Origin of the sequence: Zoogloea sp. LCSB751, assembly GCF_002028455.1 — a bacterium.
Taxonomy (GTDB): domain Bacteria; phylum Pseudomonadota; class Gammaproteobacteria; order Burkholderiales; family Rhodocyclaceae; genus Zoogloea.
Genome location: NZ_MWUM01000007.1, coordinates 12,893 through 36,583, shown reverse-complemented (window position 1 = coordinate 36,583; position 23,691 = coordinate 12,893). Strand labels below are relative to the sequence as shown.

The following is a 23,691-nucleotide window of genomic DNA, read 5'->3' as shown; positions in this document are numbered from 1 at the left end:
CTATCTCCCAATCTCATACCGCAGTTCCACCATGCTGGTCCCCATCTGGCGAACTGACGTCAGCCGCAGTGTGGGGCTCAGGACGCGGCGTGGGAAGATCTGTTTCCCTTTGCCGAGGGTCACGGAGCCGACCTGGATGATGATTTCATCGAGCAGGCCAGCGTCATGAAACTGCCCGGCCAGGTCTCCGCCGCCGACGATCCAGATGTTCTTCGGCCCCGCTGCGGCGCGCATCTGCTGGTGCACCTCGCGCACGTCGCCTTTGACGAAGCGGATGTCCGCAGCTTCGACGATGGGGAGCTGGCGGGTGGTGAATACCCAGGCCGGCTGGGTGTAGGGCCAGGGTGAGCCGGTTTCGGCGGCCACCTGGTCGGCGTTGCGGAGCATCCATTCATAGGTGGAGGACCCCATGGCCAGCGCGCCGACTTCTGCGATGAAGGTAGGATAGCTGGACGCGTTCAGATCGCCAAGGGGAAACAGCCATTCCAGTGAGTCGTCCTCGGTGGCGATGAAGCCATCGAGACTGGAGGCGGTGTAGTACTGGGTTTTCGTCATTCTGCTCACCTCTTGCCAAAGGCGTTGTGCACACGGCGAAAATTACTCTCATGTGATAATCCGGCACACCCCTCCTGCACGGAAGATCCGCATGGAATCCCTGCTCGTCCTGCTGGCGTTTGCCTTTGTCATCGCGCCCATCGTGCTGCTGTTCCTGGTGATCGGCGCCCGGCGCCGGTTGGGGGACCTGGAGCAAAAGGTCCTGCTGCAGGAGGAGCGGATCCAGCAGCTTTATCGTCAAGCCAGTGCAGCCCGGACGGCTGAGTCGCCCGAGGTTCCCGCCGTCCGGCCAGTCGAAGCGTCCGTGGCTCCGACGCCCGGCGAAGCCCCGGCGGCCGTCCCTGCCGAAATCGATTATGGCCCGGTGTTCGTGCCGGCGCTGCCGGGCCGGGAGCCGGCTCCGCTTGCGGAGGCCGTGGCCGACTACGAGCCGGTGCCGGCCACGATGCCCGGCACCGTGGAGACGCCTGCCGAGCCCGTCCGGCCCGCTCCGCCGCCGGAGGCTTACGAACCGGCACCGCCACCGGCCTGGCTGCTGGCCGCCAAGGCCTGGCTGTTCGGCGGCAATCTGGTGGCCAAGGTCGGCCTGCTGATTCTCTTCTTCGGCGTCAGTTTCCTGCTCAAGTACGCCGCGGCGCGGGTCTCGGTGCCGATCGAGCTGCGTCTGGCCGGCATCGTGGTCGCCGACATCGCCCTGCTGCTGTGGGGCTGGCGCATCCGCGCAAGCCGCGCGTCGATCAGCCTGCCGGTGCAGGGGGCGGCCCTCGGCATCCTGATGCTGGTGACCTTCGGCGCCTTCCGTTTGTACGACCTGATTCCGGGCGGCCTGGCCTTCGCACTGCTGTTCGTCCTGACCTTGTTCACCTGCCTGCTGGCGGTCCTGCAGGATGCGGTCTGGCTGGCGGTGTTCGGCATCGTCGGCGGCTTTGCGGCGCCGATCCTGACCTCCACCGGGCAGGGCAGCCATATCGGCCTGTTCTCGTACTACGCGCTGCTCAACGCCGGGGTTCTGGCCATCGCGCTCAAGCGCTCGTGGCGGCTGCTCAACCTGCTCGGCTTCGCCTTCACCTTCCTGATCGGCACGGCCTGGGGCGTGCTGCGCTACCGGCCTGAAGACTATTTCTCGGCCCAGGGTTTCCTGATCCTGTTCTTCGTCTTCTACGTCGCCATCGCCATCCTCTACGCCAGCCGCCAGGCGCCGCGCCTCAAGCACTATGTGGACGGCACGCTGGTCTTCGGCACGCCGCTGCTGGCCTTCGGCCTGCAATACGGCCTCGTCCGCGACACGCCCTTCGGGCTGGCCTTCTCGGCGCTGGCGCTGGGGCTGTTCTACACCGGCCTTACTGTGGCCCTGTGGCGGCGCCGCGGCGACACGCTGAAGCTGCTGGTCGAGTCCTTCCTGGCCCTCGGCATCGTGTTCGGCACCCTGGCCATTCCGTTTGCCCTCGATGGCCGCTGGACCTCGGCCGCCTGGGCGCTGGAAGGCGCCGGCATCGTGTGGGTCGGTCTGCGCCAGAAGCAGACGCTGGCCTGGGTGTTCGGCGTGCTGGTTCAGGTCGGCGCCTGGGTGTCCTACGTGGCATCGGTCAGTGGCCTGCAGCCGGACGTCGCCACCCAGTCCAATCTGTGGCTCGGCTTCCTGCTGCTGGCGGGTACCGGCTTCGTCATGGCGATGAATTTCCGCAAGGAAAGCTTTGCCGACGCCAGCGAAGGCTCGTCCGTCCCGATCGCCGCCACGCTGGCCACCTTCTTCCTCTTCTTTGCCGCGCTGTGGCTGCTGGTCGGCGCCTGGTCGGAGATCTTCCTGCACGGCGGCGCGCACGCGCATACCTTGTATGTGCTGAGCGCGATGGCCGTGGCCGCCATCCTCGGCGTGATCGCCGGGCGCCTGGAATGGCCCATCGCGCGTTATTTCGCGCTGGTTCCGCAGGTGCTCGCCGGTCTGGCCCTCTTCTGGTTGCTGGATTTCGACTTCACCGTTGCGGGGCAGCTTGTCAGCGACAGTCTTTTCGATACCGGCTTCCTCGGCGGCCTGCTGCTTGCGCTGGGCGCGGGGGTCAGCAGCCGGGCCTTCCTGCGCCAGCCGGAAGGCCGCTATCGCCTGCATTCCCGCATCCTGCTCGGCTGGGCCGCCTATTGGTGGTTTGCCTGGGTGCTGGGCAGCCTCAACGGCTGGGGGGAGCAGGTTCTCGCCAGCCATGATCTGTTCCGCGAGACGGCCTGGCCGCTCGTCCATCCCCTCTATTGCCTCTTCCTGGCGCTGGCCGCGCCGCTCTTTGCCCGCCTGGCCACGCGCTGGCAATGGGCCGAGCTGCGCTGGCTCGCCGCCGCCGTGTGGCCGGGCCTGCTCCACGCCACGCTGCGGATTCTCGAGCAGCTCGGCAACCAGCTCGCCATTCCCCCGTGGCCGGTGTGGCTGGCCTTTGTCGCGCTGTGGGCCGCCAGCGAATGGCTGCTGCGGGATGCCGGTCGCGCCGGTTGGTTGCTGCCGGCACGCCAGCCCCGGCTGTTGCGGGTGCTGCACACCCTCCGCACGGTCGGTCCGTGGCTCATCCTGTGGCCGCTCGGGCACCATCTGGTCATCCTGGGCCTGCAGGCCGATTCGCCGGAACAGGCCGAACTGCTGGCTGCCGGCGGCTGGTTCACGGCCGGCAGCTGGGCGCGCTACCTGCCGGCCTGGGCGATGATGGCCTACGTGGCGCTGCTGATCCCCCGCGCCCGCAGCGAGCGCTGGCCGACCACGCCGATTGCCGACTGGTACCGGAGCGTGCTCATCCCGCTGGGTACGCTGTGGTCCGTCGGGGTCGCCGTGATCTGGAACTTCACCCAGAATGGCCTGATGGCGCCCTTGCCCTACCTGCCGCTGCTCAACCCCCTCGACCTCACCACCGGTTACGCCGCACTGCTCGCCGTGGCCAGCTGGCGGCTCACCGCGCCCGGCGGCGAACGCCGGCTGCCGGACTGGCTGCCACAGCTTGCGGCCGGCGCCGCCTATGTGTGGTTCAACCTGATGCTGCTGCGCAGCGCCGCCCACTTCCTCGACATCCCTTACCAGAGCGACGCGCTGTTCCGCTCGCAATTCGTTCAGGCCATGTTGTCGCTGGTATGGAGCGCCACGGCGCTGGTGCTGATGCGCTTCGCCGCCCGGCGCCTGCTGCGCAAGCCCTGGATGGCGGGGGCCGGGCTGCTGGGGCTGGTCATCGGCAAGCTGTTCTTGGTGGACCTCTCCAACATCGGTGGCATCGAGCGTATCGTGTCCTTCCTCGGCGTCGGCGTCCTGATGCTGGCCATCGGGTATCTGGCCCCATTTCCCACCGAACCCACCGACAAGAAACCGTCCGTCGCGCAATGACTGCCATGTACCCACCGCGAGTCCTGGCCTTTCCCGCTGTCCTGCTGGCGGCAAGCCTCGCCGCCCCGGCCGTGGCGGCGTCCACCGCGGTGAAATCGGATTCCCCCGCGGACACCCCGGTGGACTACGCCTACGCGCTGCCCCTGCAGGTCAACGGCAAGCAGGGCGTGGTCAGCCTGCGCCTGCCGCAGACTGTCTATCTCAAGGCCAGAACGGCGGAGCTCGACGATCTGCGGGTTTTTGATGCGCATAGCATGGTCCAGCCGCATGCCTTGTATCGCCCACCGGCAGAGCAGCCGGCCCGGCATGGCGTTCTGGCGGCGCGCATTTTTCCGGTCCGCGGTGGGGCGTCTACGGCTGCCAGCAGGGCGCCGATCGATATCGACATCCAGACCCGCTCCGATGGCAGTGTGCAGTCGGTGCAGGCGCGGACCGGCCGCGTGCCGGACCGTGACCGTGCCGCCATCAGCCAGCTGATCCTGGATTTCGGTCCAGCGGCCAAAGGCGACGACAACGATCCGCTGCGCATCGAAGCCTTGCGCTTCCAGGCTCCCAGCGGGCAGGGCAGCTACAGCGCCGAGGTCTGGCTGGAAACCAGCGACGACCTCAAGCAATGGCACACCGCCGGCGTCGCCGAGCTGAGCTGGCTGCGCAACGACGGCGCCCAGACCCTGGCCAGCGACCGCCTCGAATTGAGTCCGCAGTCCTTCCGCTACGCGCGCCTGAGCTGGCGGCGGGGCGAGCCGATCCTGTTTCCGGGCATCACCGCGGAAACGGTCAAGCCGCAAAGCAGCGAGCCGGCCCGCGAAACCCTGTGGATCAAGCCCGTCGCCGGCAGGCAGGCCGGCGATCTGGTTTACGCGGCGGGAGTCGCCTTGCCCGTGGAGCAGTTCAGCCTCGGGCTGCAGGAGGCGAACATCGTCTATCCGATGGCCCTCGGCGCCTACGTCGAGCGCCCCAGCCGCCAGGCTGGCAAAACCACCGAGTGGGTCTTTCAGCCGCGCTCCCAGGCCACCTTCTACCGGATCACCCAGGACGGCCAGACCCGCCGCTCGGGCGCCGTGGGCATCGGCCTTGGCGTAGGCCATCAGCAGGAATGGGTGATCCGGCCTCTGAATGCCGCCGCGACCGCTCAACCGGAGCTCGGGCTGTCGTGGCAGGCCGCAACGCTGATCTTCCTGGCCGGCGGCACGCCGCCCTATACCCTCAGCTTCGGCCGCAGCGATGCGCCTCCGCTCAACCGGACGCTCGACCAGGTGGCGCCGGGATTCACCCCGGTCGAACTCAGGCAGCTGGAGCAGGCGCAAGTCGGCGAGCTGCAGGTCGGCCGCAGCGGTGCCGCCGCAGCCAGCGCCGCCAGTCAGGCCGCCGCCGCGGCCCGGCAGCGCACTTACATCCTGTGGGGCGTGCTGCTGCTCGGCGTCGCCATCCTGGGCGGAATGGTCTGGCGGCTGGTCCGGCAGATGAATGTGGGCAAGGAAGCTTGAGGCGGAGGGGACCGTCGCTCAGGCCGCCACCAGCCGCAGCACGGTGATCTCCGACGGCGCGCCGAAGCGTTTCGGTGGCCCCCAGTAGCCGGTGCCGCGGCTGGTGTAGACCTGCAGTCCGCCGTGGCGGTGCAGGCCGGCGGTGAAGGGCTGCTGCAGGGGTACGAAGAAATTCCACGGCCAGAACTGGCCGCCGTGGGTGTGGCCGGACAGCTGCAGGTGGAAGCCGGCGGCGTCGGCGGCGGGGGCCGAGCGGGGCTGGTGGGCGAGGAGGATGCGCGGCAGGTCGGCGGGGCTGCCGGCCAGGGCGGCATGCGGGTCGCTGGCATGGGCGGCGTCGAAGGCGCCGGCGGAATAGTCGGTCACGCCGGCCAGCACAAAGCGGCCACCGCGGTGGTGGATGACCACGTGGCGGTTGTGCAGCCCGCGCAGGCCGATGCGCTCGAACTCGCGCATCCACGGCGCCGCGCCGGAATAGTATTCGTGGTTGCCGGTCACGAAATAGCTGCCATGCCGGCTCAGCAGGCCGCCCAGCGGCGCGGTATGGGCGCGCAGCTGGTCGACGCTGCCGTCGACCACGTCGCCGGTGATGGCGACGAGGTCGGCATCCAGTTCATTGACGCGGTTCACGATGGCCTGCACGTAGTCGCGCTTGATCGTCGGCCCGACGTGGATGTCGCTGAGCTGGACGATGGTGAAGCCGGCCAGCTCCGGCGGCAGGTCGGCCAGCGGGATATCCACGCGGACGATGCCGGCCAGCCGCCGGGCATTGAAATAGCCGACCACGGTGAACAGGCTGGCCAGCCCGAGGACGGCCAGGGCGCTCGGCTCGGCCAGCGACGGCGCATCGGCGATCAGCAGGGCGACATCGCGCAGCACGGTGAGCACCAGCACCGAGGACAGCCAGCCCATCGCCAGGCTGCCCAGCCAGGAGAGCCGGTCGGCCAGCGCCTGGTTGGTGACGAGGAAGCGCCCCAGCAGGCCGAGCGGCATGAGGCCGGTGGACAGCACCAGCCCGCCGATGGCCAGCGCCAGGCCGGCCGGGCCCAGGTCGAGGGGCGGCAGCAGCCGCCAGCCGATGTAGGCGTGCAGGGCGCCGATTAGCGGCAGCATGCGCCACAGCGCGCGGCGCAGGTGGCTGGGCAGGCGCGTCTGGCTGCTTGAAGGCGGCATCTCGGTGCGGGTCTGGGGCATGGGGGGCATCCGTTCTGGTTGTTTCAGGCCTTGCCGGAAGATTGATCGCTGCTGTCGCCAGTGCTCTCCGGGGTGTCGGTCTTGCCCGGCAACCCGCAGCGGCCCCAGCGGCTGTGGAAGCGGCCCTTGAGCTGCTGGCGCTCTTCCGGCGTCAGGCTCTCCCACTGGGCCCGGCGCTCGCGCCAGTGGCCGTGGCAGCCGCCGCGCAGGCCGCCGAAGAGGATCCGGCTGAGCACCAGCACGCCCAGCGCCTGCCAGTAGCCGATGCGCGAGACGCCGGCAAACAGGTCGGGCAGCAGGCAGTTCCACAATTCCATGACGACCCAGGTGAGGGCGCCGACGCCGGCCACGGCCAGCAGGCCGATCTTGATGCAGCGCGATACGCAGCCGGATTTCTCGGTAGAGCATTTCATCTTGGTTGTTTCCCGTTCAGTTTCGTTCGTCGTAAAGGGGCTGGAGGCGCTCGCGCAGGTGCAGCACCGCCTGGCGCTTCCAGCCGAGCAAGGTGTTCAGGGGGACGCCGCTGTCGGCTGCCATGTCCTTGAAGCTGCGCCCGTCGATCTCGTGGCCGATGAAGGTGTCGCGTGGCCCCGGCGGCAATTCGTCGAGGGCCGCCGCGATGGCTTCCAGCCACAGCCGCCGCAGGTGCGCCGCCTCGGGCCCGCCGTCGCCGGCCGGCAGCGCGTTGTCCAGCCAGTGCGCGTCGTCGTCGCCGTCCTCCGGCCCGGCGAGCGGCAGGGGCTCGTCGCGCCGCTTGCGAAAGCGGTCCACGATGCGGTTGCGCGCCACCCGGAACAGCCACGCGCCGACCTGCTCGATCGGCTGCGGCAGACGCCAGGCCTGCACCAGCTCGAAGAAGACATCCTGCAGGATGTCCTCCGCCTCGCCCGAGTCCGGCACCCGCTGACGGATGAAACTGCCCAGCCGCCCGCTCTCGCGGGCGATGGTTTCAGTCAGGCGTCGGTCCTGCTCGGCCATCGGCGTGGGCTCTTCGTGGGGCAGAGGAAGTGAAAACGATGCGTCCATGCCTGGGTAGACGAACGCCGGGCGTGGATATTGTGGGATACGGGAAAAATAGTTGGGGGCCTGCGCATGTGAAGTCTAGCCGGACTGCTTAGCAAAACTTCGCATAAGCGCTGTCCCTTCCGCGCAAGGTTCGCCCCAGCCCCGCGCGTTATCATCAGCGCCCCTTTATGACGTTTTCGAGCCCTGCGCCATCATGTCCCTGATCCCCCGTCGCCTGCCCCTGGCCGTCTTTCTTGCCGTACAGATGCTGATGCCCGCCGCGGAGGCCGCGGGGAAAACCGAGGCGGCCGTGCCGAAGGCGGAGGCCGAGGCGGGCGGGTTTGCGTCGTACCGGCTGGCCAATGGCTTCAAGATCATCCTGGCGCCGTTTCCGTCGGCGGCGAGCGTGCGGGTGGAGCTGCTGGTGAAGACCGGTAGCAAGCAGGAGGGCTATGGCGAGACCGGCATGGCGCACCTGCTGGAGCACATGCTGTTCAAGAGCGCCGGCCCGCGCGCCGACCTGAAGCGGGACCTGACCGCGCTGGGGGCGACGTGGAACGGTACGACCTCCACCGACCGCACCAACTATTTCGAGGTGGTGGCCGCCGAGCCGGAGAAGGTGGACGAGGTGCTGCGCCTGGAGGCGGACCGCTTCATCCGCGCCAGCTTCACCAAGGCCCACCTGACCAGCGAGATGACGGTGGTGCGCAACGAGCTGGAGCGCAACGACAACGATCCGGGCAGCGTGGTGATGCGTGCGCTGCAGCGCCAGTCCTATTTCTGGCACGGCTACGGGCGGCCGACCATCGGCGCGCGCAGCGACATCGAGGACGCGCCCTTCGAGGCGCTGCAGGCCTTTCACCGCAAGCATTACCGGCCGGACAACGCGGCGCTGATCGTCACCGGCAACTTCGACGCGCAGCGCGTGCTGGCGTTGGCCAGCCGCCTGTTCGCCGAGGCGCGCAACCCGGCCGAGCCGAAGCCGGCCACGTGGACGCGCGAGGAGCCGCGCGCCGTCATCAACCGCAGCGAGCTGTTCCTGCCGGCCGGCACCACCATCGCCGCCAGCGGCTGGAAGCTGCCGGGCATGCGCGACCGCAGCCTGTACGCCTTCGATCTCGGTGTCAGCGCCATCTGCGCGCAGGACTGGGGCAGCCTGCGCAAGGATCTGGTGCTGGAGCGCAAGCTGGCCGTGTCGGCCCGGTGCGGCGCCCAGTTCCAGCCCGACTACAGCTTGCTGGTCGGGAGCGCCTCGGCGGGCAAGGACGCGGACGCCGAAGCCCTCGGCCGCGCGCTGCGCGAGCACCTCGAGACGGCGGCGCGCCAGGGCATCACCCAGGAACAGCTGGAGCGCGCCCGCCAGGCCGAGCTGAACGGCTACGAGCGCCTGGCCAGCAACCACGAGAGCGTGGCCAGCCTGCTGTCCCGTGCCGAGGTGGCCGGCGACTGGCGGTTGTTCTTCTGGCAGCGCGACCGGGCCCGCGACGTGACGCTGGAAGAGGTCAACGCCGCGCTGCGCAAGTGGGTCGTGCCGACCAACCGGGCCGATGTGCTGCTGCGCCACGGCGACCAGCCCGAGGTGCCGGCGTGGACGGCTGCGCCGGCGGCGCAGGAACTGGTGGCCGGCGGCCAGTGGCCGGCGCTGGCGGAGGTGAGTGATCCCATCCCGGGCAGCGCCGCGGAACTGGGCAGGGCGACCACCCGCATCCCGCTCGATGGCGAGGCGGCGAAGGCCGCGCTGATTGCCCGCAAGACCCAGGGCAAGCTGGCCTGGATCAGTCTCAACAACGATTACGGCAACGTGCAGGCGCTGAGCGGTCGCCGCGTGGCCTGCAACTTCGGCAGCAGCCTGCTGGCCTACGGCGGCGGCGGGCTGGACCGCGACCAGCTGGACGCCCGGCTCGAAGCCCTGCAGGCCCAATGGTCCCTCAGCCTGGGCGAGATCACCCTGGAGGTGCCACGCAAGAATGCCGAGGCCGCGCTGGACATCCTGCTGTCGGCATGGGCCAGCCCGAGCCTGCCGAAGAACGAATTCGAGCGCCTGAAGGCGGCCACCGTCGCCCGCCTCGAAGCCGCGCTGAAGGACCCGGCCGCGGTGGCCGCCAACCAGGCCACGCTGCGTTTCGACAATTACCCCGATGGCCATCCCAATCAGCCGTGGCCGCTGGACAGGCAGCTCGCCGCGGTGCGGGCGACTACCTACGAGCAGACCCGCCAGTGCGTTGCCGATCTGCACGGCATCGCCAACGTGCGCTTGGCGGCGGTGGGAGACTTCACGCCGAACGACGTGCAGGCCATCTGGGGCAAGGTCGCCCGGCTGCCGAAATCCCCGGTGCCCTACGAGCGGATCCGCGAGGAGGCCGCGCCGACGGCCGTCGATACCGCGCCGATCGTGGTGCGCATGCCGGCCAAGCCGAACGCCTCGGTGGTCGGCCAGGCCCTGCTGCCGATCACCGACGATTCGCCGGATTTCCCGGCCCTGCGCATTGCCGCCAAGGTGCTCGGTGGCGACGCGGACAGCCGCATCTGGCAGCGTCTGCGGGAGAAGGAAGGTCTGGCCTACGGGGCCGGCGTCAGCCTCGCCGGGCGCAGCTTCGACCCGCGCAGCAGCTTCCGGCTGCAGGCCTCGGCGGCCAGCCCGCAGGCGGCCGCCGCGCTGGCCAGCCTGAAGGCCGAGCTGGAGCGGGCGCTGCAGGACGGTTTCAGCGAGCAGGAAGTGGAACGCGCCAAGCGCACCTGGCTGGAAGAGCGCAAGACCGGGCTGCGCAGCGAGAAGGGCTTCGTCGGCGTGCTGTCCGCCGGCCTGGAAAACGGCCATGACTACGCGTGGATCGCCCAGTACGACGCGCAGATTTCCCGCCTCAGCGCCGCCGAAGTGACCGCCGTGTTCCGCAAGTACCTGCAGGGCGCGCCGCTCGTGTGGTCGGTCGGCCGCGGCGAGTAGGCGCGCCGTCGCCGCTTCATCCCAGGAACAGCCGTTAGAGTTATCCGCCGCTGGCGAAGGCTGCGCTGATGGAGTCAAAGCCGTTGAATTCGCCCTACGACAGCGGCGGCGGCCAACTGCGGCTGTACAAGCCGCAGGCTAGGTGTGGATGGCGCCCAGGTAGTGCGCCATGTAGTCCTCGAAGCTGCCTTGCTGCTCGCTTTCCAGCCGGGCCTGGGCGGCCAGGGAGTCGCGGGCGGCCTGTTCGAAGCGGGCTTCCGTGGCGGCGTCCAGCGGGCGCTGGCTGAACCATTCGGCGTGGCGTTCGGCCTCGCGGCGGGCGAAGGCGAACAGGCTCAGCTTGTCGTCCTGCAGGCTTCGCAGCACCTGTGCGGAGGGCGTCAGGGACACGTCCTCCAGCTTGGCCTGTTGCACTTCCAGCGCGCGGCGGTGCTGGTCGTGGCCGAAGGCGGCGTCGAGCCGGTCGGCACAGGCGCCGATGCGTTCGAGCAGTTCCAGCCCCCATTCCTTGAGGCCGATGGGCTTGCCGTGGCGGCTCAGCTGCAGGCCCGGCTTGCGCCCTTCATTGACGCTGCGTGCGAAGTTGCCGGTGCATTCGCCGCATTCGCCGGAGATCAGGCCGGGGCCGTCCTCCAGTGCGCAGAACAGCAGGAAGGCGTCGAGGAAGCGCGTTTCGGTGAGGTCGATGCCCAGCGGCAGGAAGGGGTTGAGGTCCAGGCAGCGGACTTCCACGTACTGCACGCCGCGGGCGCCCAGCGCCTGCAGCGGCCGCTCGCCACTGTTGATCACGCGCTTGGGGCGGATCGTCGAGTAGTACTCGTTCTCGATCTGCAGCACGTTGGTGTTGAGCTGCACCCACTCTCCGTCCCGCTGCGTGCCGACCGCCGCGTAGGGGGCGTAAGGCGTGGTCACGGCGCGGCGCAGGCTGTCCAGGTAGCTGTCCAGGCTGTCGTAGCAGGGCGTCAGGCTGGCCTGAGCCTCGCTCTGGTAGCCCAGGTCGCTCATGCGCAGGCTGGTCGCCCACGGCAGGTACAGGGTTTCGGCGTCCAGCGTGTCGAGGCGGTGCGGCTGGCCGCGGAAGAAGCTGGCGCCCACCGCCGGCGAGGCGCCGAACAGGTAGGGCAGCAGCCAGCTGTAGCGGCGGAAGTTGCGGATCAGCGCGATGTAACAGGCCGACTGCCAGTCCTGCGCCGGGCGCGTGTCGCCTTCCTCCTGCTGCAGCAGCGGCCACAGGGCTTCGGGCAGCGAGAAGTTGTAGTGGATGCCGGCGATGCATTGCATCGTCTTGCCGTAGCGCACCGCCAGGCCCTTGCGGTAGATGTGCTTGAGCTGGCCGACGTGGCTGTTGCCGTAGTCGGCGATGGGGATGGTGGCCTCGTCCGGCAGCTGGCACGGCATGGAGTGGGGCCATAGCCGCTCTTCGCCGAGGTGGGCGTGGACGAAGCGGTGGATGGTGTCCAGCTCGTCGAGCGTCTCGGCGGCGTCCTCGCGGGCGTCGGTGATGAATTCCAGCAGTGCTTCGGAATAATCGGTGGTGATCTGGGCGTGGGTCAGCGCCGAGCCGAGGGCCCGCGGATGGGGTGTCAGGGCCAGGTTGCCGGCCGGATCGACGCGCAGGCTCTCCCGCTCCACGCCGTGTCGGCAGTGGCGCAGCAGGGTGTGCTGGTCTGCACGGTCGAAGAGGGCCAGGCGGCGCAACAGGGGATCGCTCAAGGGTTGGATTCCTAGGGGCAGATTCAGTCGGGGCGGATGGGGCTGCCGGCAGGCGGCGACCGGGCCGTGACGGGCGGTGCCGCGCGGCGTCATCCTCCAGTGTTGGGCGGCATTATGAAGGAAGCAGGCCCATGCACGACTATTGTGCGTATCCCTTAGGGCCGTGGCGGCAGCGCCAGCAGATCCAGGTGGCCGATTTCCAGGGACAGCAGGCCGCCCTCTAGCTGGGTCCGACGGGCGGCGGCCCAGCCGGCAATCAGTCCGGCGGCGGCGGCGGCGGGGGCGGTGGCGTGGGCGACCGCCGTGGCCTCATCGAGCAGGTAGCGCAGCATGTCCTGCTGGGCCGGTCCGATGCGCCAGTCGCTGCGCGCCGTCGTCACCGCATGACCATGGCCGGCGAGGCCGGCGGCCAGATGGGCGACGGCTTCGTTAGCCAGGGATGCCCCAAAGCCCTTGTCGACGCCCTGATGGCGCGTGAAGCCGGCCAGCACCTGGGCGTCGGCGGGATGCGGCGGGTGCCAGGTCCGGCGGCCGTCCACGGTCAGCGTGGCGAGCAGCGGCCGTTGCTGGCGGGCCAGCAGGTTGCCGAGCCGGTCCAGCCAGGTGGCCGAGACCAGGTCCAGGAAGGCGGTGGTGACCAGGCCGTCGAAGGGAATCCGTTCGAGCGCCTCGAGTTCGCTGGCCAGGTCGAGGCGTAGCCCGCGCACGCGCCAGCGGGCCTGGCCGGTGTCGACGGCGATGTGCTCGCCATCCGCCGTCCAGCGCCAGCCATGGCGGGTGGCCCAGTCTACGATCTCGGCACGCTGGGCGGTGAGCAGTGCCGGGTCGTGGTCCACCAGCAGCCAGTCCTGATCGCTGCCCAGCAGGGGAGCCAGGGCCCGGAAATTGGCGCCGCTGCCGGCGGCCAGGTCGACGATCCGCAGTGGCCCCTCAGCCTGCCGGTGCACGGCGGCGGCAAAGCCGCGGGCGAGGGCAGCGCTGCGTGCCAGGCGGTCGAAGGGCTCGCGCAGGCGCAGCCAGGCGGCGGAAAACCCCGTCATGCCGCCACCTGTTCCAGCGCCGCCGCCCAGCGGTCGACGGCCTGTGTCCAGTCGGGCAGGGCCGCGGCGGCGTCACTGGCGCCGGCGGCCAGGCGGCTGCGCAGCGCGGTGTCGGAGAGCAGGCGCCGCAGCGCCTCCTGCAGGGCTGCCACGTCGCCGGGCGGGACGAGCAGGGCGGCGGCAGCCGGTACGGTGTCCGGGATGGCGCCGGCCGTAGTGGCGACGATGGGCAGGCCGTGGGCCAGGGCTTCCGCGAACACCATGCCGTAGCCCTCGTGGAAGGACGGCAGTGCGAAGAGGTCGGCGTGGCGGTAGGCCTCCGCCACGTGGTCGGCGGGCTGTTCGCCGCGCAACACGACCCGTTCCTCGAACCCGTGGGCGGCGATGGCGGCGCGCAGCGCATTGACGGTGTCGGGGGCCCGCTCCAGGCTGCCGATGCAGTTGAGGTGCCAGTCCAGGTCGAGCAGGCCGGCCAGCGCCTCGATCAGCATGAGATGCCCCTTGCGCGGGGTGAGCGTGCCGACCGTGAGGATCTCCAGCCTGCTCCTGGCGCGGCGCGGGCCGCCGCTGGCGGGCCTCGCCGTGCCGGGTGGTGCGACGGCCACGCGTGCGTCGGCCAGGCCGGCGGCCAGCAGATGGCGGGCGGTGTGCGGGCTGGGGCAGACGGCGCCGCGCAGCCGCGGCCACAGGTCCGCTTCCAAAGTGGCGTAGCGGTCCGCGTCGGCCGGGCCGAGGCCGGTTTCGAGCGACAGGGGGTGATGGATGAAGCCGACCAGGCGCAGGCGTGTGGCTTCCCGTGCCAGGCACGGAGCGAAAGCTGGCAGGGCCAGGCCATCGATCACCGCGATGGCGCCGTCCGGCAGGCGGGACAGCGCTATGGCGGCGGCCTGCCGGGCGTGTTCGTCGGCCTCCGGATGGCGGCCTTCCAGTTCCACGACCTGAACCTGGTGGCCGCGGGCGCGCAGGCCGTGCACGACCTGCCGGTCGTAGAGATAGCCGCCGGTGAGTTGATCCAGCGCGCCGGGCACCAGGAAGGCCAGTTCCATCAGTGCAGGCTGCCCTCGAAGGCGGCCCAGGCGACCGGCGACTCGCGCAGCACCACGCGCAGGGATTCCAGCGCGTCGGCGGTGTCCGGCCCGATGTCACCGGCCGCCACGCGGGTTTTGAGGCGCTGGAAGATCACGCCGGCCATCACCTCGGTGGTGGTGTTCTTGCCGTGCAGTTCGGGCAGCGTGTCGAGGTTCTTGAAATTGAATTCGCCCAGCACTTCCTTGAGGACTTGAAGGGCCAGGCCGATGTCGCAGACCAGGCCGTTGGCGTCCAGCTCGCGGCGGCGGAATTCGACTTCCACGCCGTAGGTGGCGCCGTGCAGCTGCTGGGCCGGGCCGAAGATTTCGCCGCGGAAGCTGTGGGCGATCATGATGTGGTCGGATACGGCAAGGCTGTACATGGGGCGGACTCCGGGCTTTGGGTAGGGGTGTTCAGGGGTAGGTGACGACGTGGCACAGCGCCCCGTCGGGGGCGTCGGCCAGGCGGGGCAGGACGGTGGGGAGCTCGGCAAACGGGCTTTCGCCGGACAGCAGGGCATCGAAGACGGGGTCGGCGAGCAGGTCGAGGGCCAGCTGCATGCGGCGGCGGTGGCTCCAGCGGGCCCGCTGGGCGGTGGCCACGCTGCCCACCTGGGACGAGCGCAGGTTCAGGCGGCGGGCGTGGAAGGCTTCGCCGAGGGGCAGTGCCACCGGCCGGTCGCCGTACCAGCTCAGCTCCACCACGCTGGCTTCGAAGCCGGCGATCCGTAGTCCGGTGGCGAGGCCGTCGGGGTGGCCGCTGGCGTGGAGCACCAGGTCTGCGTCGGCGCTGGCTTCATCCGGCGTGGCGAAGCTGCAGCCCAGCCGGTCGGCCAAGGCGGCGCGGCGCGGGTCGGTATCGATCAGCTCGACGCGCACGCCGGGGATGCGGGCGGCCAGCGCCGCGACGAGGCTGCCGACCACGCCGGCGCCGATCACCGCGACCCGGTCGCCGAGGCGCGGTGTCGCATCCCACAGGCCGTTGACGGCGGTTTCCATGTTGGCGGCCAGCACGCCGCGGGTGTCGCTGACCGCGTCCGGCAGCGGGATGACGGCGTCGGCCGGCACCACGTAACAGTCCTGGTGCGGATACAGGCAGAACACGCGCCGGCCGAGCAGCGTGGCCGGCCCGGCTTCGACGCGCCCGACGGAGGCGTAGCCGTATTTCAGCGGGCCGGGAAAGTCGCCCTCCTGAAAGGGGCAGCGTATCGCCGTCCATTGGCTTGGCGGCACCTGGCCGCGAAAGACCAGGCTCTCGGTGCCGCGGCTGATGCCGCTGCGCAGGCTGCGGACCAGTACCTCGTCGGCGCCGGGGGCGCGCAGCGGGGTCCGGCGGATCTCGCCACGTCCCGGCGCGACGGTCCAGAAGGCCTGGGCAAAGGGCGCCTCAGCCATGGAAGTCGCACTCGATCATCACGTCCTCGCCGAGGATGAAGCGCCGCGTGCGTGGGCGCAGGCTGTGGCACAGGTCGGTGATCTCCGGCAGCACGATGCTCGGCCGGCCGGAGCCGAGAATCACCGGCGCCACGGTGATCTGCAGGCGGTCCAGTGCGCCGGCGGCCAGGAAGCGCGATACGGTGACGCCGCCGCCTTCGATGAACAGCCAGGCCAGCCCGCGTTGCTGCAGCGCGTGGCGGATCTGGTGGGGGTCGAGGCCGTGGGTGCCGCGGGCGATCGGGATCACCTCGGCCTGGCCACGCCGCTCGCCGGGGCGGGCCAGGTCGTCGGCAATCAGCAGCAGGGTCGGTGCCGCGCCGTCGGTGAAGACGCGCTGGCTGCCGTCGAGGCGACCGTCCGGGTCGATCACCACGCGGACCGGGTTGCGCCCGGCGCACAGGCGCACCGTCAGTTGGGGGTCGTCGTGCAGCACGGTGTTGGCGCCCACCAGCACGGCATCGGCGATGGCGCGCATGCGGTGGGTGTGGAGCAGGTCTTCGCCGCCGCTCAGCCAGCGGGAGATGCCGCTGGTGGTGGCGATGCGGCCGTCCAGGCTCTGGGCCAGGTGGCCGACGGCGTACGGGCCGCGGGAGGTGAGCAGGGGCTGATACAGGGCCTGCAGCGGGCAGCCGGCATGGGACGGCGGGGCTTCGTTGCGGTGCTCGAGCAAGGTCTGCCAGCGGGCCTCGTCTGCCGCTGCCGGCACAGGGGTGGCCGCGGCCAGGCCGGTGGTGACGGCCGGATTCATTCGCCCTCGCCTGCGGCGGACACGGCCAGGCGTGGCGCTGGGCCAAAGGGCGCGAACAGGGCCGCGAACTCGGGTTCGGCGTGGGGGCGGGCTTCTTCCGGTACGCGGCACAGGCCCACGGCGGCCAGCAGCTGGCCGACCCGCGGATGGGCGCTGAGGATGGCCAGCGGGATCGCGCCGGCGAGGCCGAGGACGAAGGGCGCCCACAGCCACACGGCGCCTGGCACAGCGCGCCAGAACAGCACGGTGAAGGCCACGCCCAGCAGGGTCTGTGGCCACAGCCGGCGGGCGGCCAGCCGCAAGGGCACGCCTTCCGCATCCCGGTGCTGGGCGGTCCACCCCACCTGGCGCCCGAAGGGCAGGCCGAGCAGGAACAGCGTCACCGCGACGGCGGAGACCGGTGCCAGCAGCATCGAGAAGAGGGTTTCCAGTACCGCGCTGGCAACGACCCGCAGGCTGCCGCCGTAGGCCTGCCGCAACGCCGGCCGGGCCAGCACGTCGGCGAGGGTGGCGAGCTTGGGCGCGAAGCTCATGCCCATCGTCAGTGCGAACAGCACGCTGCCGAGCTCCGGCTGCATCGGTAGCTGGCGGATCAGGCCCAGCGCGACGAGGCCGAGCCAGGCCGGTGCGCCGGCATACATCGCGATGGCGAGGCCCAGCTGGCAGCGGCTCACCGGCAGCAGGCGCGGCATGCGCAGGAAGTGGAAATACTGCATGTTGCCCTGGCACCAGCGCAGGTCGCGGCGGACGAACTCGGGCAGGGTCGGCGGATTCTCCTCCCAGCTGCCGGACTCGTCGGGCAGCACCCGTACTTCGTAGCCGGCGCGGCGCATCAGCACCGCTTCGAGCTGGTCGTGGCTCAGCACGTCGCCGCCCAGTGGTGGCTGGCCGGGCAGCACCGGCAGATGGCAGTGTTCGGTGAAGGGCGCCACGCGGAGGATCGCGTTGTGCCCCCAGTAGGGGCCGCTGTCGCCCTGCCAGCTTGCCGCGCCGAGGGTGTACGAACGCATGCCGAGGCGCATGCCGAACTGGAAGATGCGGGCGAAGGCGCTGGCGCTCGGCAGGCCGGTGACCAGCGTCTGCAGGATGCCGATCTGCGGCTGCACCTGCATGATCCGCACGAGGCGCAGCATGGCGGCCGGCGTCATCACGCTGTCGGCGTCGAGGACGATAGCGAATTCGTGTCGGCTCCCCCAGCGTTCGCAGAAGTCGCGGATGTTGCCGGCCTTGAAGCCGCCGCCCTGCTCGCGGCGACGGTAGGTGACGGCGACATCGGCGCCGAAGCGCGCGGACAGGCGGGCGGCAACCGCCTGCTCGTCGGCGATGATCGCCGCGTCGTTGCTGTCGCTGAGCATGTAGAGGTGGAACCAGCGCCCTTCGCCGGTGGCGGCCAGGCCGCCGAGCATCAGTTCCAGGTTGCGTTCCAGGCGCTGGGCGTCCTCGTTGCGGATGCAGATCAGCAGCGCGGTGGCGCTGGCGATCGGTTCCTTGCCGGTGATGCTGCGCAGGTGTGGCGCCACCAGGCCGGCCGGATCGCGCGTGAAGTGCATCAGCGCGAAGCCGATTGCCGCGTTCCAGAAGCCGATCGTCGTCCATGGCAGGGTCAGCGCGAACAGCAGCAGCATGGCGATGCCGAGGGCGTCGAGCGGGCCGACGAACAGCGTCGCCGCCATCAGCCCCAGCAGGGCGGCGGAGGTGCCGAGCACCAGGGCGCCAAAGCCGAGGCGGCGGCGGCGCAACAGCGCCCGTTCGCTGACAGTCCCGGCGGCGAAGGGGGGGGAGGTGGTTTTCATCGGAAGCTCGGCCGTACTCAGCGGGCTTTCAGCGCGTCCGGCGCGGCCCATTCCCGCTCATCCGGCAAGGCGTGTCCCATGCGCTGGCGCTTGGTCTTGATGTAGCCGATGGAGTGCGTGTTGGGCCGGGTGATCACCGGCAGGCAGCCGTCGATCTGGACACCCAGCGCCGTCAGCTTGGTCAGCTTGTCGGGATTGTTGGTCATCAGGCGGATGCTGGGCACCTTGAAATAGCCCAGCATTTCCGGCACCACGTCGTAGGAGCGGGCGTCGTCGGGCAGGCCCAGCATGCGATTGGCGTCCACCGTGTCGTAGCCCCGCGACTGCAGGTGATAGGCGCGCACCTTGTTGGCAAGGCCGATGCCACGGCCTTCCTGGCGCAGATACAGGACGATGCCGGCGCCGAGGCGGACGATTTCGGACAAGGCCAGATCCAGCTGGTCCCGGCAATCGCATTTGAGGGAGCCGAAGACTTCGCCGGTCAGGCATTCGGAATGCACCCGCACGGGCAGGCCGGCAACGCCGTCGACCTGGCCATGGACCAGCGCCACGTGTTCCCGGAAGCCCTGTTCCGGATCGGGCACCGTGCTGCGGAACACATGCATCGCAAATGGACCGTAGGCGGTCGGCAGGCTGGTCGAGGCCAGCCAGTTCGAATGGCGTGGCGGCGCAGGTGAAGCGGACATGTTGAGATCTTCTATTTGCAGCGGGATTCGTGGACAAACGAAACCTGCACGCATCTGTGGGGTTGTACGGACGGCATTGCCTTATCGGGTGTCGGAATACCCTTTGATTTGGCGACGATCCTAGCATGAGGGATCGGTAAATTCATGTCCGCTGGAAGTGCGGAAGATGCCGTTTCGGCATATTGGAAGGAGAGGATGTGGGCAATCGGAAAGCAGTGCCCGTGGGCAGAAATTCCGGCCTCCGGCGGTGTTTGTGATCTTGATGAATGCCGTATTTTGCGTTCTTTAGCCGGATTTTGAAGTTGAAATAGGTGGATTTTGCGCCTGATCCTTCATCTCCAAGCGAAGGAGAGATATATTTTCATGGGATTTTTTTGGGCGATGGAGGGAATTGCCTTTGGCATGCGCCGGCTACTCAATTAATTAAATAGTGATAAGCATGTGAGTATTTCTTAGTAAATCGACGGACATCCTGGATGCCGAATGACAACTGCGCCGTCGGGGCGGGGCGTGCTGCGTGCCAAGCAACTGGAGACCGGCTGTGTGGAAATCAGCAGCCGCTGCCTGCGGCAGTATCCGGTGATGTGTCGAGCGCATGGGCATCGCCGTCTTTGCCTGAGTCACGCGATTCTGCTGCTATTCTCAATTGTCTTGAATAAACTGGCATTTATGACAAATTGCCGGGCCGTGCAATGGAGTGCTTAGGTGATCCGGGTGTTTGGCAAGCCAATAGACTGTATTGAATACATTGAATAGAGAATAGACCTGTTGTTTTTTGTATTTCGTTTTTATCCGCTGCGTGGCACGGGTATTGCCATGACAGGCGTTTTGGCAAATGTCATGGAAACGGAAGCAGAGAGAACAATGGGAAAAATCTTTCAGGCGGTCGATAAGCGCAAACGCATGGCAGGGGTCGTGCTCGGAATGTTCTCCGGTATGGTGGGGGCACAGGCGGACGGGAGTGCAAAGGAGGACACCACTGCATTCGATACCGTCGTGGTGACCGGTGCCCGTTCCGGCGGGCGGCGGACCGTGTTGGACAGCAGTTCGCCGGTGGATGTGCTGTCGGGCGACGATCTCCGCAAGACCGGCAAGCAGAATCTCAAGGATGCCCTGGTGGCCCTGGCCCCATCCTTCGCCAACTCGCCCGGCGGGGCGCGCGGCCAGCAGGGGGCCGCCGTCAAGACGGCGGGTCTGCGGGGCCTCGGGCCCGGTGAAACGCTGGTGCTCATCAATGGCAAGCGCCGCCACGGGATGGCGATCACCTTCATTCCGGGGCGTCCGCAGTCGGGTCAATCGCCGGCCGACCTCGACCTGATCCCCACCAGCGCCGTGCAGCGGGTGGAGATCCTGCGCGACGGTGCGTCCGCGCAATACGGCTCGGACGCCATTGCCGGGGTGATCAACATCATCCTGAAGAGCAACGACAGCGGGGGTTCGGCATCCGTGTCCTATGGACAGAATGCGGACGGTGTCGGGCACATCGACAACTACGGGAAGAGCAAGCGCCTTCTGCTCAACCAGGGGCTCAAGCTGGGCGCCGAAGGGGCCCTGAGCCTGAGCGCCGAACTGGACGAGACGGATTCGTGGAATGCCTTCGGGCCGGAGGCGAGCAATATCTATTACACGTTGCCCGGCGGCGCGCTGGATCCGCGAGAGGGGGGCGATCGCTATCGGCAATTGAACGGCGGGCCCGAGAGCAGGAAAGGCGCCTTCGCCTACAACCTGCGGCTTCCGACCAGCATCGCGGATCTCTATTCCTTTGCCACCTATTCGCGCCGCAAGTCCGCGGGGCCGGGTGCCTATCGCGGGGCGAATTCGTCGCAGAACCTGGTTTCGATATACCCGGACGGCTATCTGCCGATGAACAACATCAAGGAAGAGGACTTCCAGGTCGTGTTCGGCGGGGCTGGTGAATTGGCGCAGGGCTGGAATCTGAACGTGAGTTCGTCGTTTTCCCAGAATGACGCGCAGTTTGACCACTCCGATTCCCTGTCACCCAGTTTCGGCGGCGCCACGCCGCAGTCGCCGGTGCATGGCTATACCGCGCCGCCGACGGCGCTGAATCTCGGCCGCCTGATCTTCCAGCAATGGACCAACAATGCCGATTTTTCAGGCAGCGTGACCACCGGACTTTTCGAGCAGCCGCTGGGTGCCTCGTTCGGGCTGGAATACCGGAAGGAGTTCTACGAGGTGCGTCCGGGCGAATATGCGTCCTATGCCGACGGGGGCTATGTCTTTCCCGCCGGGCACCCGCGTGCCGGGCAGCGGCCGAGTCCCGGCGCGTCGGGTACGGGCGGGTATAGCCCGGAGCAGGCCGTGGACGCTTCGCGCAATGTCAGCGCGGTATACGTCGACTTCAGCCAGAAGCTCGGTGACAGACTGGAGCTCGGGCTGGCCGGGCGGCTGGAGTCGTACAGCGATGTCGGCAGTTCGAACAGCGGCAAGCTCTCCGGTCGCTACAAGCTGTCCGACCAATATGCTTTCCGCACGACGGTGAACAATGGCTTCAAGGCGCCGACACTGCAGCAGCTGTATTACTCCCAGGCATCGGCAATCTGGGGGAAACTGGCCACTACCGGCAAGCAGGGGATCAACAGCAATATCTACTCCAATCCGTCGAATCCCTTTGCGGTTGCGATGGGCGCCGCTCCGCTGACACCCCAGAAATCGCTCAATTACAGTTTCGGCTTTACCGGCAAGCCGTCCCGCGACCTGGATTTCAGCATCGACTTCTATCAGATCTCGCTGAAGGACCGGATCGTCTATCAGAGTTCCGGCAACAGCCTCGTGACCTCGAAGATCCTGTCCGCTGCGGGGCTGATCAATGTGCAGGATGGTTGGGAATACACGGTTTCCTATCTGACCAACGGTGTCGACACCAAGACCCAGGGGATCGACCTGGTCGTCAATTACCGTACGGATTTTGGCCCCTACGGCAATGTGAAATGGACTTTGCTGAGCGCCCAGAACAGGACCAGCATCGAGCGCGTCCGCAGCGTGCCGGGCAATCTGCAGGGGCTCCTGACGCAATCGGATTTCTTTTCCAGAAGCAGTCTCGGCGTCTACACCGATCTCGAGCCGAAGAACAAAACCTATCTGACGGCGGACTGGACGCTCGGCCGGCTGGATATTCGGCCGACGCTCAAACGGTATTCCAAGGTCGTCACCAAGCACGACACCGATCCGGCCCGCGACCACGTGGTCGACAGTGCGTGGATCACCGACCTGGAGATCGGCTATCGGCCCGACGCGAACACGCGCGTTTCCGTTGGCGGGACCAATATCTTCGGCAAGCGTCCGGAAGGCAGCAGCGCTGCGCAGCAGCCTTACAACAACCAGCTCGAACCTTCTTACGCGGTCTTTTCGCCGTATGGCGCCTGGGGGGCCTATTTCTACGCCAAGCTGGACCGGTCCTGGTAAGCCAGGGCAAAAAAGCCTCCGCGCCGGGGCTGGCGCGGAGCTTGGAGATGTGGATTGCGATCAGCGGCCGGCCTTGAGCTCGGTATACAGCCAGCGCACGAAGCGTTCGGAAGTCTGCTGACCCTGGGGCACCTGGGCGTCGAACTCGGCGGTGGGGCGGCTGGCCAGCACCTCGTCCAGGCTGCGGCCGGCGGCCACCACGGGTGCGAGTTTGGTGCGCACCGCCTCCAGCAGATCGCGCTGGGCGATCAGGCCGTTGCGGTCGGTGATCGGGCCGTGGCCCGGCACGATGCGGGTGGCCTTGCCGCTCAGTCCGATGGTCTGCCCCAGGCCATCGAGCAGGCCCTTGAGGGAGCCGCCGTTGTTGAGATCCACCAGCGGATAGCCGGTGGTGCGGAAGTAGTCGCCGACCGCCAGCACGTCATGGCGCACGAACTGCACCAGCGTGTCGCCATCGGTGTGGGCGCGGCGGATGGGAATCAGGCGGATGTCCTCGCCGTTGAGGTGGAGGGTGACCGGGCCGTCGTAGGTGACCACCGGCAGGGCGCCGGCAGGCGCTGGCACGCCGGGGCTGCCGTCCGCTGCCGGAGCTGGACGGATGAGGCGCTCGCGCAGCTGGTCGCGGCTGAAGATGGTGACGCCCAGCTTGGCGAAGTTCTCGTTGCCGCCCGTGTGGTCGGGATGCACGTGGGTGTTGATCAGGAAGCGCAGCGGTTTGTCGGTGATCTTGCGGATCGCCTCGACGAGCTTCTGCGTCAGCGGCGCGAACTGGGAGTCCACCACCAGCACCCCTTCCGGACCGGTGAGCACGGTGATCGTGCCGCCCTGGCCTTCGAGGGTGTACAGGTTGTCGGCCAGCCGGGTGGTCTTGATGTCGACCTTCGAGAAGTCGGGGCCGCGCGCCTGTGTGGCAGGAGCAGCGGGCGCCGGTGTGGTCTGGGCCAATGCGTTGCAGGCCGTCAGGGCCAGCAGGGCACCGGCCAGGGCCTGGCCGAGCCGGTGATGGGGAGCGCGTCGCGGGGAAGCTGAGAGCATGGTGGTCATGAGTGTTGGGTGGGGGAATGTCCCGGATTTCCCCGCACTATCCATGCCAGCGCAATGGGACTGATTTCATGGGAGGCGCCCACGGTGGGCTGCTGCGCTGTGAACTCCAGGTGCTGAATTTTCAGCTCCAGGGTGGAAAGTCGCTGCGTCGGCAACAGCCCGCGTGGGCCGAAGCGGGATCGTCCGCCGCGGCACACCGCAAG

General features: G+C 68.5%; 17 protein-coding genes. 4 read left to right on the top strand and 13 right to left on the bottom strand.

Annotated features, from left to right (window positions below; all coding sequences use genetic code 11):
• Positions 1 to 555 carry a dihydrofolate reductase family protein gene (locus B4920_RS09855; protein WP_079434478.1) on the bottom strand — a complete coding sequence of 185 codons (555 nt, stop codon included), beginning with the start codon at positions 553 to 555 and terminating at the stop codon, positions 1 to 3.
• Between the two features lie 91 nt (positions 556 to 646).
• Here B4920_RS09855 and B4920_RS09850 point away from each other — a divergent pair, with 91 nt between their 5' ends.
• Positions 647 to 3,907, top strand: a complete 3,261-nt coding sequence (locus B4920_RS09850) for a DUF2339 domain-containing protein (RefSeq protein WP_079434476.1) — start codon at positions 647 to 649, stop codon at positions 3,905 to 3,907.
• A 5-nt stretch (positions 3,908 to 3,912) separates the two neighbouring features.
• Positions 3,913 to 5,394 (top strand): DUF3999 family protein, encoded by a 1,482-nt coding sequence (locus B4920_RS09845; protein WP_079434707.1) that lies wholly within the window; start codon positions 3,913 to 3,915, stop codon positions 5,392 to 5,394.
• A gap of 18 nt (positions 5,395 to 5,412) precedes the next feature.
• Here the strand turns inward: B4920_RS09845 and B4920_RS09840 are convergent, their stop codons facing one another.
• The 3 genes from B4920_RS09840 to B4920_RS09830 are packed head-to-tail and all read right to left on the bottom strand — an operon-like array spanning position 5,413 to position 7,614.
• Positions 5,413 to 6,588 (bottom strand): metallophosphoesterase, encoded by a 1,176-nt coding sequence (locus tag B4920_RS09840; protein WP_254050896.1) that lies wholly within the window; start codon positions 6,586 to 6,588, stop codon positions 5,413 to 5,415.
• Positions 6,589 to 6,611: 23 nt separating this feature from the next.
• Complete coding sequence (locus B4920_RS09835) at positions 6,612 to 7,001, bottom strand: hypothetical protein (protein WP_079434474.1); 390 nt, start codon at positions 6,999 to 7,001, stop codon at positions 6,612 to 6,614.
• Positions 7,002 to 7,017: 16 nt separating this feature from the next.
• The gene (locus B4920_RS09830) at positions 7,018 to 7,614 is read right to left on the bottom strand and encodes an RNA polymerase sigma factor (RefSeq protein WP_079434472.1); all 597 of its coding nucleotides are present in this window, start codon (positions 7,612 to 7,614) and stop codon (positions 7,018 to 7,020) included.
• A 193-nt stretch (positions 7,615 to 7,807) separates the two neighbouring features.
• Between B4920_RS09830 and B4920_RS09825 the strand changes: the two genes are divergently transcribed.
• On the top strand, positions 7,808 to 10,537 hold the full coding sequence (locus B4920_RS09825; RefSeq protein WP_079434471.1) for a pitrilysin family protein: 2,730 nt from the start codon (positions 7,808 to 7,810) through the stop codon (positions 10,535 to 10,537).
• A gap of 138 nt (positions 10,538 to 10,675) precedes the next feature.
• Here the strand turns inward: B4920_RS09825 and gshA are convergent, their stop codons facing one another.
• From gshA to ribA, 8 genes are all read right to left on the bottom strand, one after another.
• Positions 10,676 to 12,250, bottom strand: a complete 1,575-nt coding sequence (gshA, locus tag B4920_RS09820; RefSeq protein WP_079434470.1) for a glutamate--cysteine ligase — start codon at positions 12,248 to 12,250, stop codon at positions 10,676 to 10,678.
• A 155-nt stretch (positions 12,251 to 12,405) separates the two neighbouring features.
• Positions 12,406 to 13,290 (bottom strand): hypothetical protein, encoded by an 885-nt coding sequence (locus B4920_RS09815; protein ID WP_079434469.1) that lies wholly within the window; start codon positions 13,288 to 13,290, stop codon positions 12,406 to 12,408.
• On the bottom strand, positions 13,287 to 14,336 hold the full coding sequence (locus tag B4920_RS09810) for a glycosyltransferase family 4 protein (protein ID WP_079434467.1): 1,050 nt from the start codon (positions 14,334 to 14,336) through the stop codon (positions 13,287 to 13,289). The genes B4920_RS09815 and B4920_RS09810 overlap by 4 nt, the downstream gene beginning before the upstream one ends.
• Positions 14,336 to 14,740: a 6-carboxytetrahydropterin synthase gene (locus tag B4920_RS09805; RefSeq protein ID WP_079434465.1), complete on the bottom strand. Its 405-nt coding sequence runs from the start codon at positions 14,738 to 14,740 to the stop codon at positions 14,336 to 14,338. Before B4920_RS09805 ends, B4920_RS09810 begins: the two co-directional genes overlap by 1 nt.
• A gap of 31 nt (positions 14,741 to 14,771) precedes the next feature.
• Positions 14,772 to 15,752 carry a zinc-binding alcohol dehydrogenase gene (locus B4920_RS09800; protein WP_079434464.1) on the bottom strand — a complete coding sequence of 327 codons (981 nt, stop codon included), beginning with the start codon at positions 15,750 to 15,752 and terminating at the stop codon, positions 14,772 to 14,774.
• Positions 15,745 to 16,542, bottom strand: a complete 798-nt coding sequence (locus B4920_RS09795; RefSeq protein ID WP_079434463.1) for a RibD family protein — start codon at positions 16,540 to 16,542, stop codon at positions 15,745 to 15,747. The genes B4920_RS09800 and B4920_RS09795 overlap by 8 nt, the downstream gene beginning before the upstream one ends.
• Positions 16,539 to 18,335: a glucans biosynthesis glucosyltransferase MdoH gene (gene mdoH / locus B4920_RS09790; RefSeq protein WP_079434705.1), complete on the bottom strand. Its 1,797-nt coding sequence runs from the start codon at positions 18,333 to 18,335 to the stop codon at positions 16,539 to 16,541. The genes B4920_RS09795 and mdoH overlap by 4 nt, the downstream gene beginning before the upstream one ends.
• A 17-nt stretch (positions 18,336 to 18,352) precedes the next feature.
• Positions 18,353 to 19,021 carry a GTP cyclohydrolase II gene (ribA, locus tag B4920_RS09785; RefSeq protein WP_079434461.1) on the bottom strand — a complete coding sequence of 223 codons (669 nt, stop codon included), beginning with the start codon at positions 19,019 to 19,021 and terminating at the stop codon, positions 18,353 to 18,355.
• 768 nt (positions 19,022 to 19,789) lie between these two features.
• Between ribA and B4920_RS09780 the strand changes: the two genes are divergently transcribed.
• The gene (locus tag B4920_RS09780) at positions 19,790 to 22,444 is read left to right on the top strand and encodes a TonB-dependent siderophore receptor (RefSeq protein WP_139379476.1); all 2,655 of its coding nucleotides are present in this window, start codon (positions 19,790 to 19,792) and stop codon (positions 22,442 to 22,444) included.
• A gap of 60 nt (positions 22,445 to 22,504) precedes the next feature.
• Here B4920_RS09780 and B4920_RS09775 read toward each other — a convergent pair whose 3' ends face one another.
• Positions 22,505 to 23,488 (bottom strand): MBL fold metallo-hydrolase, encoded by a 984-nt coding sequence (locus B4920_RS09775; protein ID WP_161493267.1) that lies wholly within the window; start codon positions 23,486 to 23,488, stop codon positions 22,505 to 22,507.
• Between the last annotated feature and the right edge of the window lie 203 nt (positions 23,489 to 23,691).

Bases quoted from the DNA above. Each gene is read 5' to 3' on its own strand.
- ribA (WP_079434461.1), bottom strand. From the start codon at position 19,021: ATGTCCGCTTCACCTGCGCCGCCACGCCATTCGAACTGGCTGGCCTCG.
- B4920_RS09840 (WP_254050896.1), bottom strand. From the start codon at position 6,588: ATGCCCCAGACCCGCACCGAGATGCCGCCTTCAAGCAGCCAGACGCGC.
- B4920_RS09825 (WP_079434471.1), top strand. From the start codon at position 7,808: ATGTCCCTGATCCCCCGTCGCCTGCCCCTGGCCGTCTTTCTTGCCGTA.
- B4920_RS09775 (WP_161493267.1), bottom strand. From the start codon at position 23,488: ATGACCACCATGCTCTCAGCTTCCCCGCGACGCGCTCCCCATCACCGG.
- B4920_RS09800 (WP_079434464.1), bottom strand. From the start codon at position 15,752: ATGGCTGAGGCGCCCTTTGCCCAGGCCTTCTGGACCGTCGCGCCGGGA.
- B4920_RS09815 (WP_079434469.1), bottom strand. From the start codon at position 13,290: ATGACGGGGTTTTCCGCCGCCTGGCTGCGCCTGCGCGAGCCCTTCGAC.
- B4920_RS09835 (WP_079434474.1), bottom strand. From the start codon at position 7,001: ATGAAATGCTCTACCGAGAAATCCGGCTGCGTATCGCGCTGCATCAAG.
- B4920_RS09805 (WP_079434465.1), bottom strand. From the start codon at position 14,740: ATGTACAGCCTTGCCGTATCCGACCACATCATGATCGCCCACAGCTTC.
- B4920_RS09795 (WP_079434463.1), bottom strand. From the start codon at position 16,542: ATGAATCCGGCCGTCACCACCGGCCTGGCCGCGGCCACCCCTGTGCCG.
- mdoH (WP_079434705.1), bottom strand. From the start codon at position 18,335: ATGAAAACCACCTCCCCCCCCTTCGCCGCCGGGACTGTCAGCGAACGG.
- B4920_RS09850 (WP_079434476.1), top strand. From the start codon at position 647: ATGGAATCCCTGCTCGTCCTGCTGGCGTTTGCCTTTGTCATCGCGCCC.
- B4920_RS09830 (WP_079434472.1), bottom strand. From the start codon at position 7,614: ATGGACGCATCGTTTTCACTTCCTCTGCCCCACGAAGAGCCCACGCCG.
- B4920_RS09810 (WP_079434467.1), bottom strand. From the start codon at position 14,336: ATGGAACTGGCCTTCCTGGTGCCCGGCGCGCTGGATCAACTCACCGGC.
- B4920_RS09845 (WP_079434707.1), top strand. From the start codon at position 3,913: ATGTACCCACCGCGAGTCCTGGCCTTTCCCGCTGTCCTGCTGGCGGCA.
- B4920_RS09855 (WP_079434478.1), bottom strand. From the start codon at position 555: ATGACGAAAACCCAGTACTACACCGCCTCCAGTCTCGATGGCTTCATC.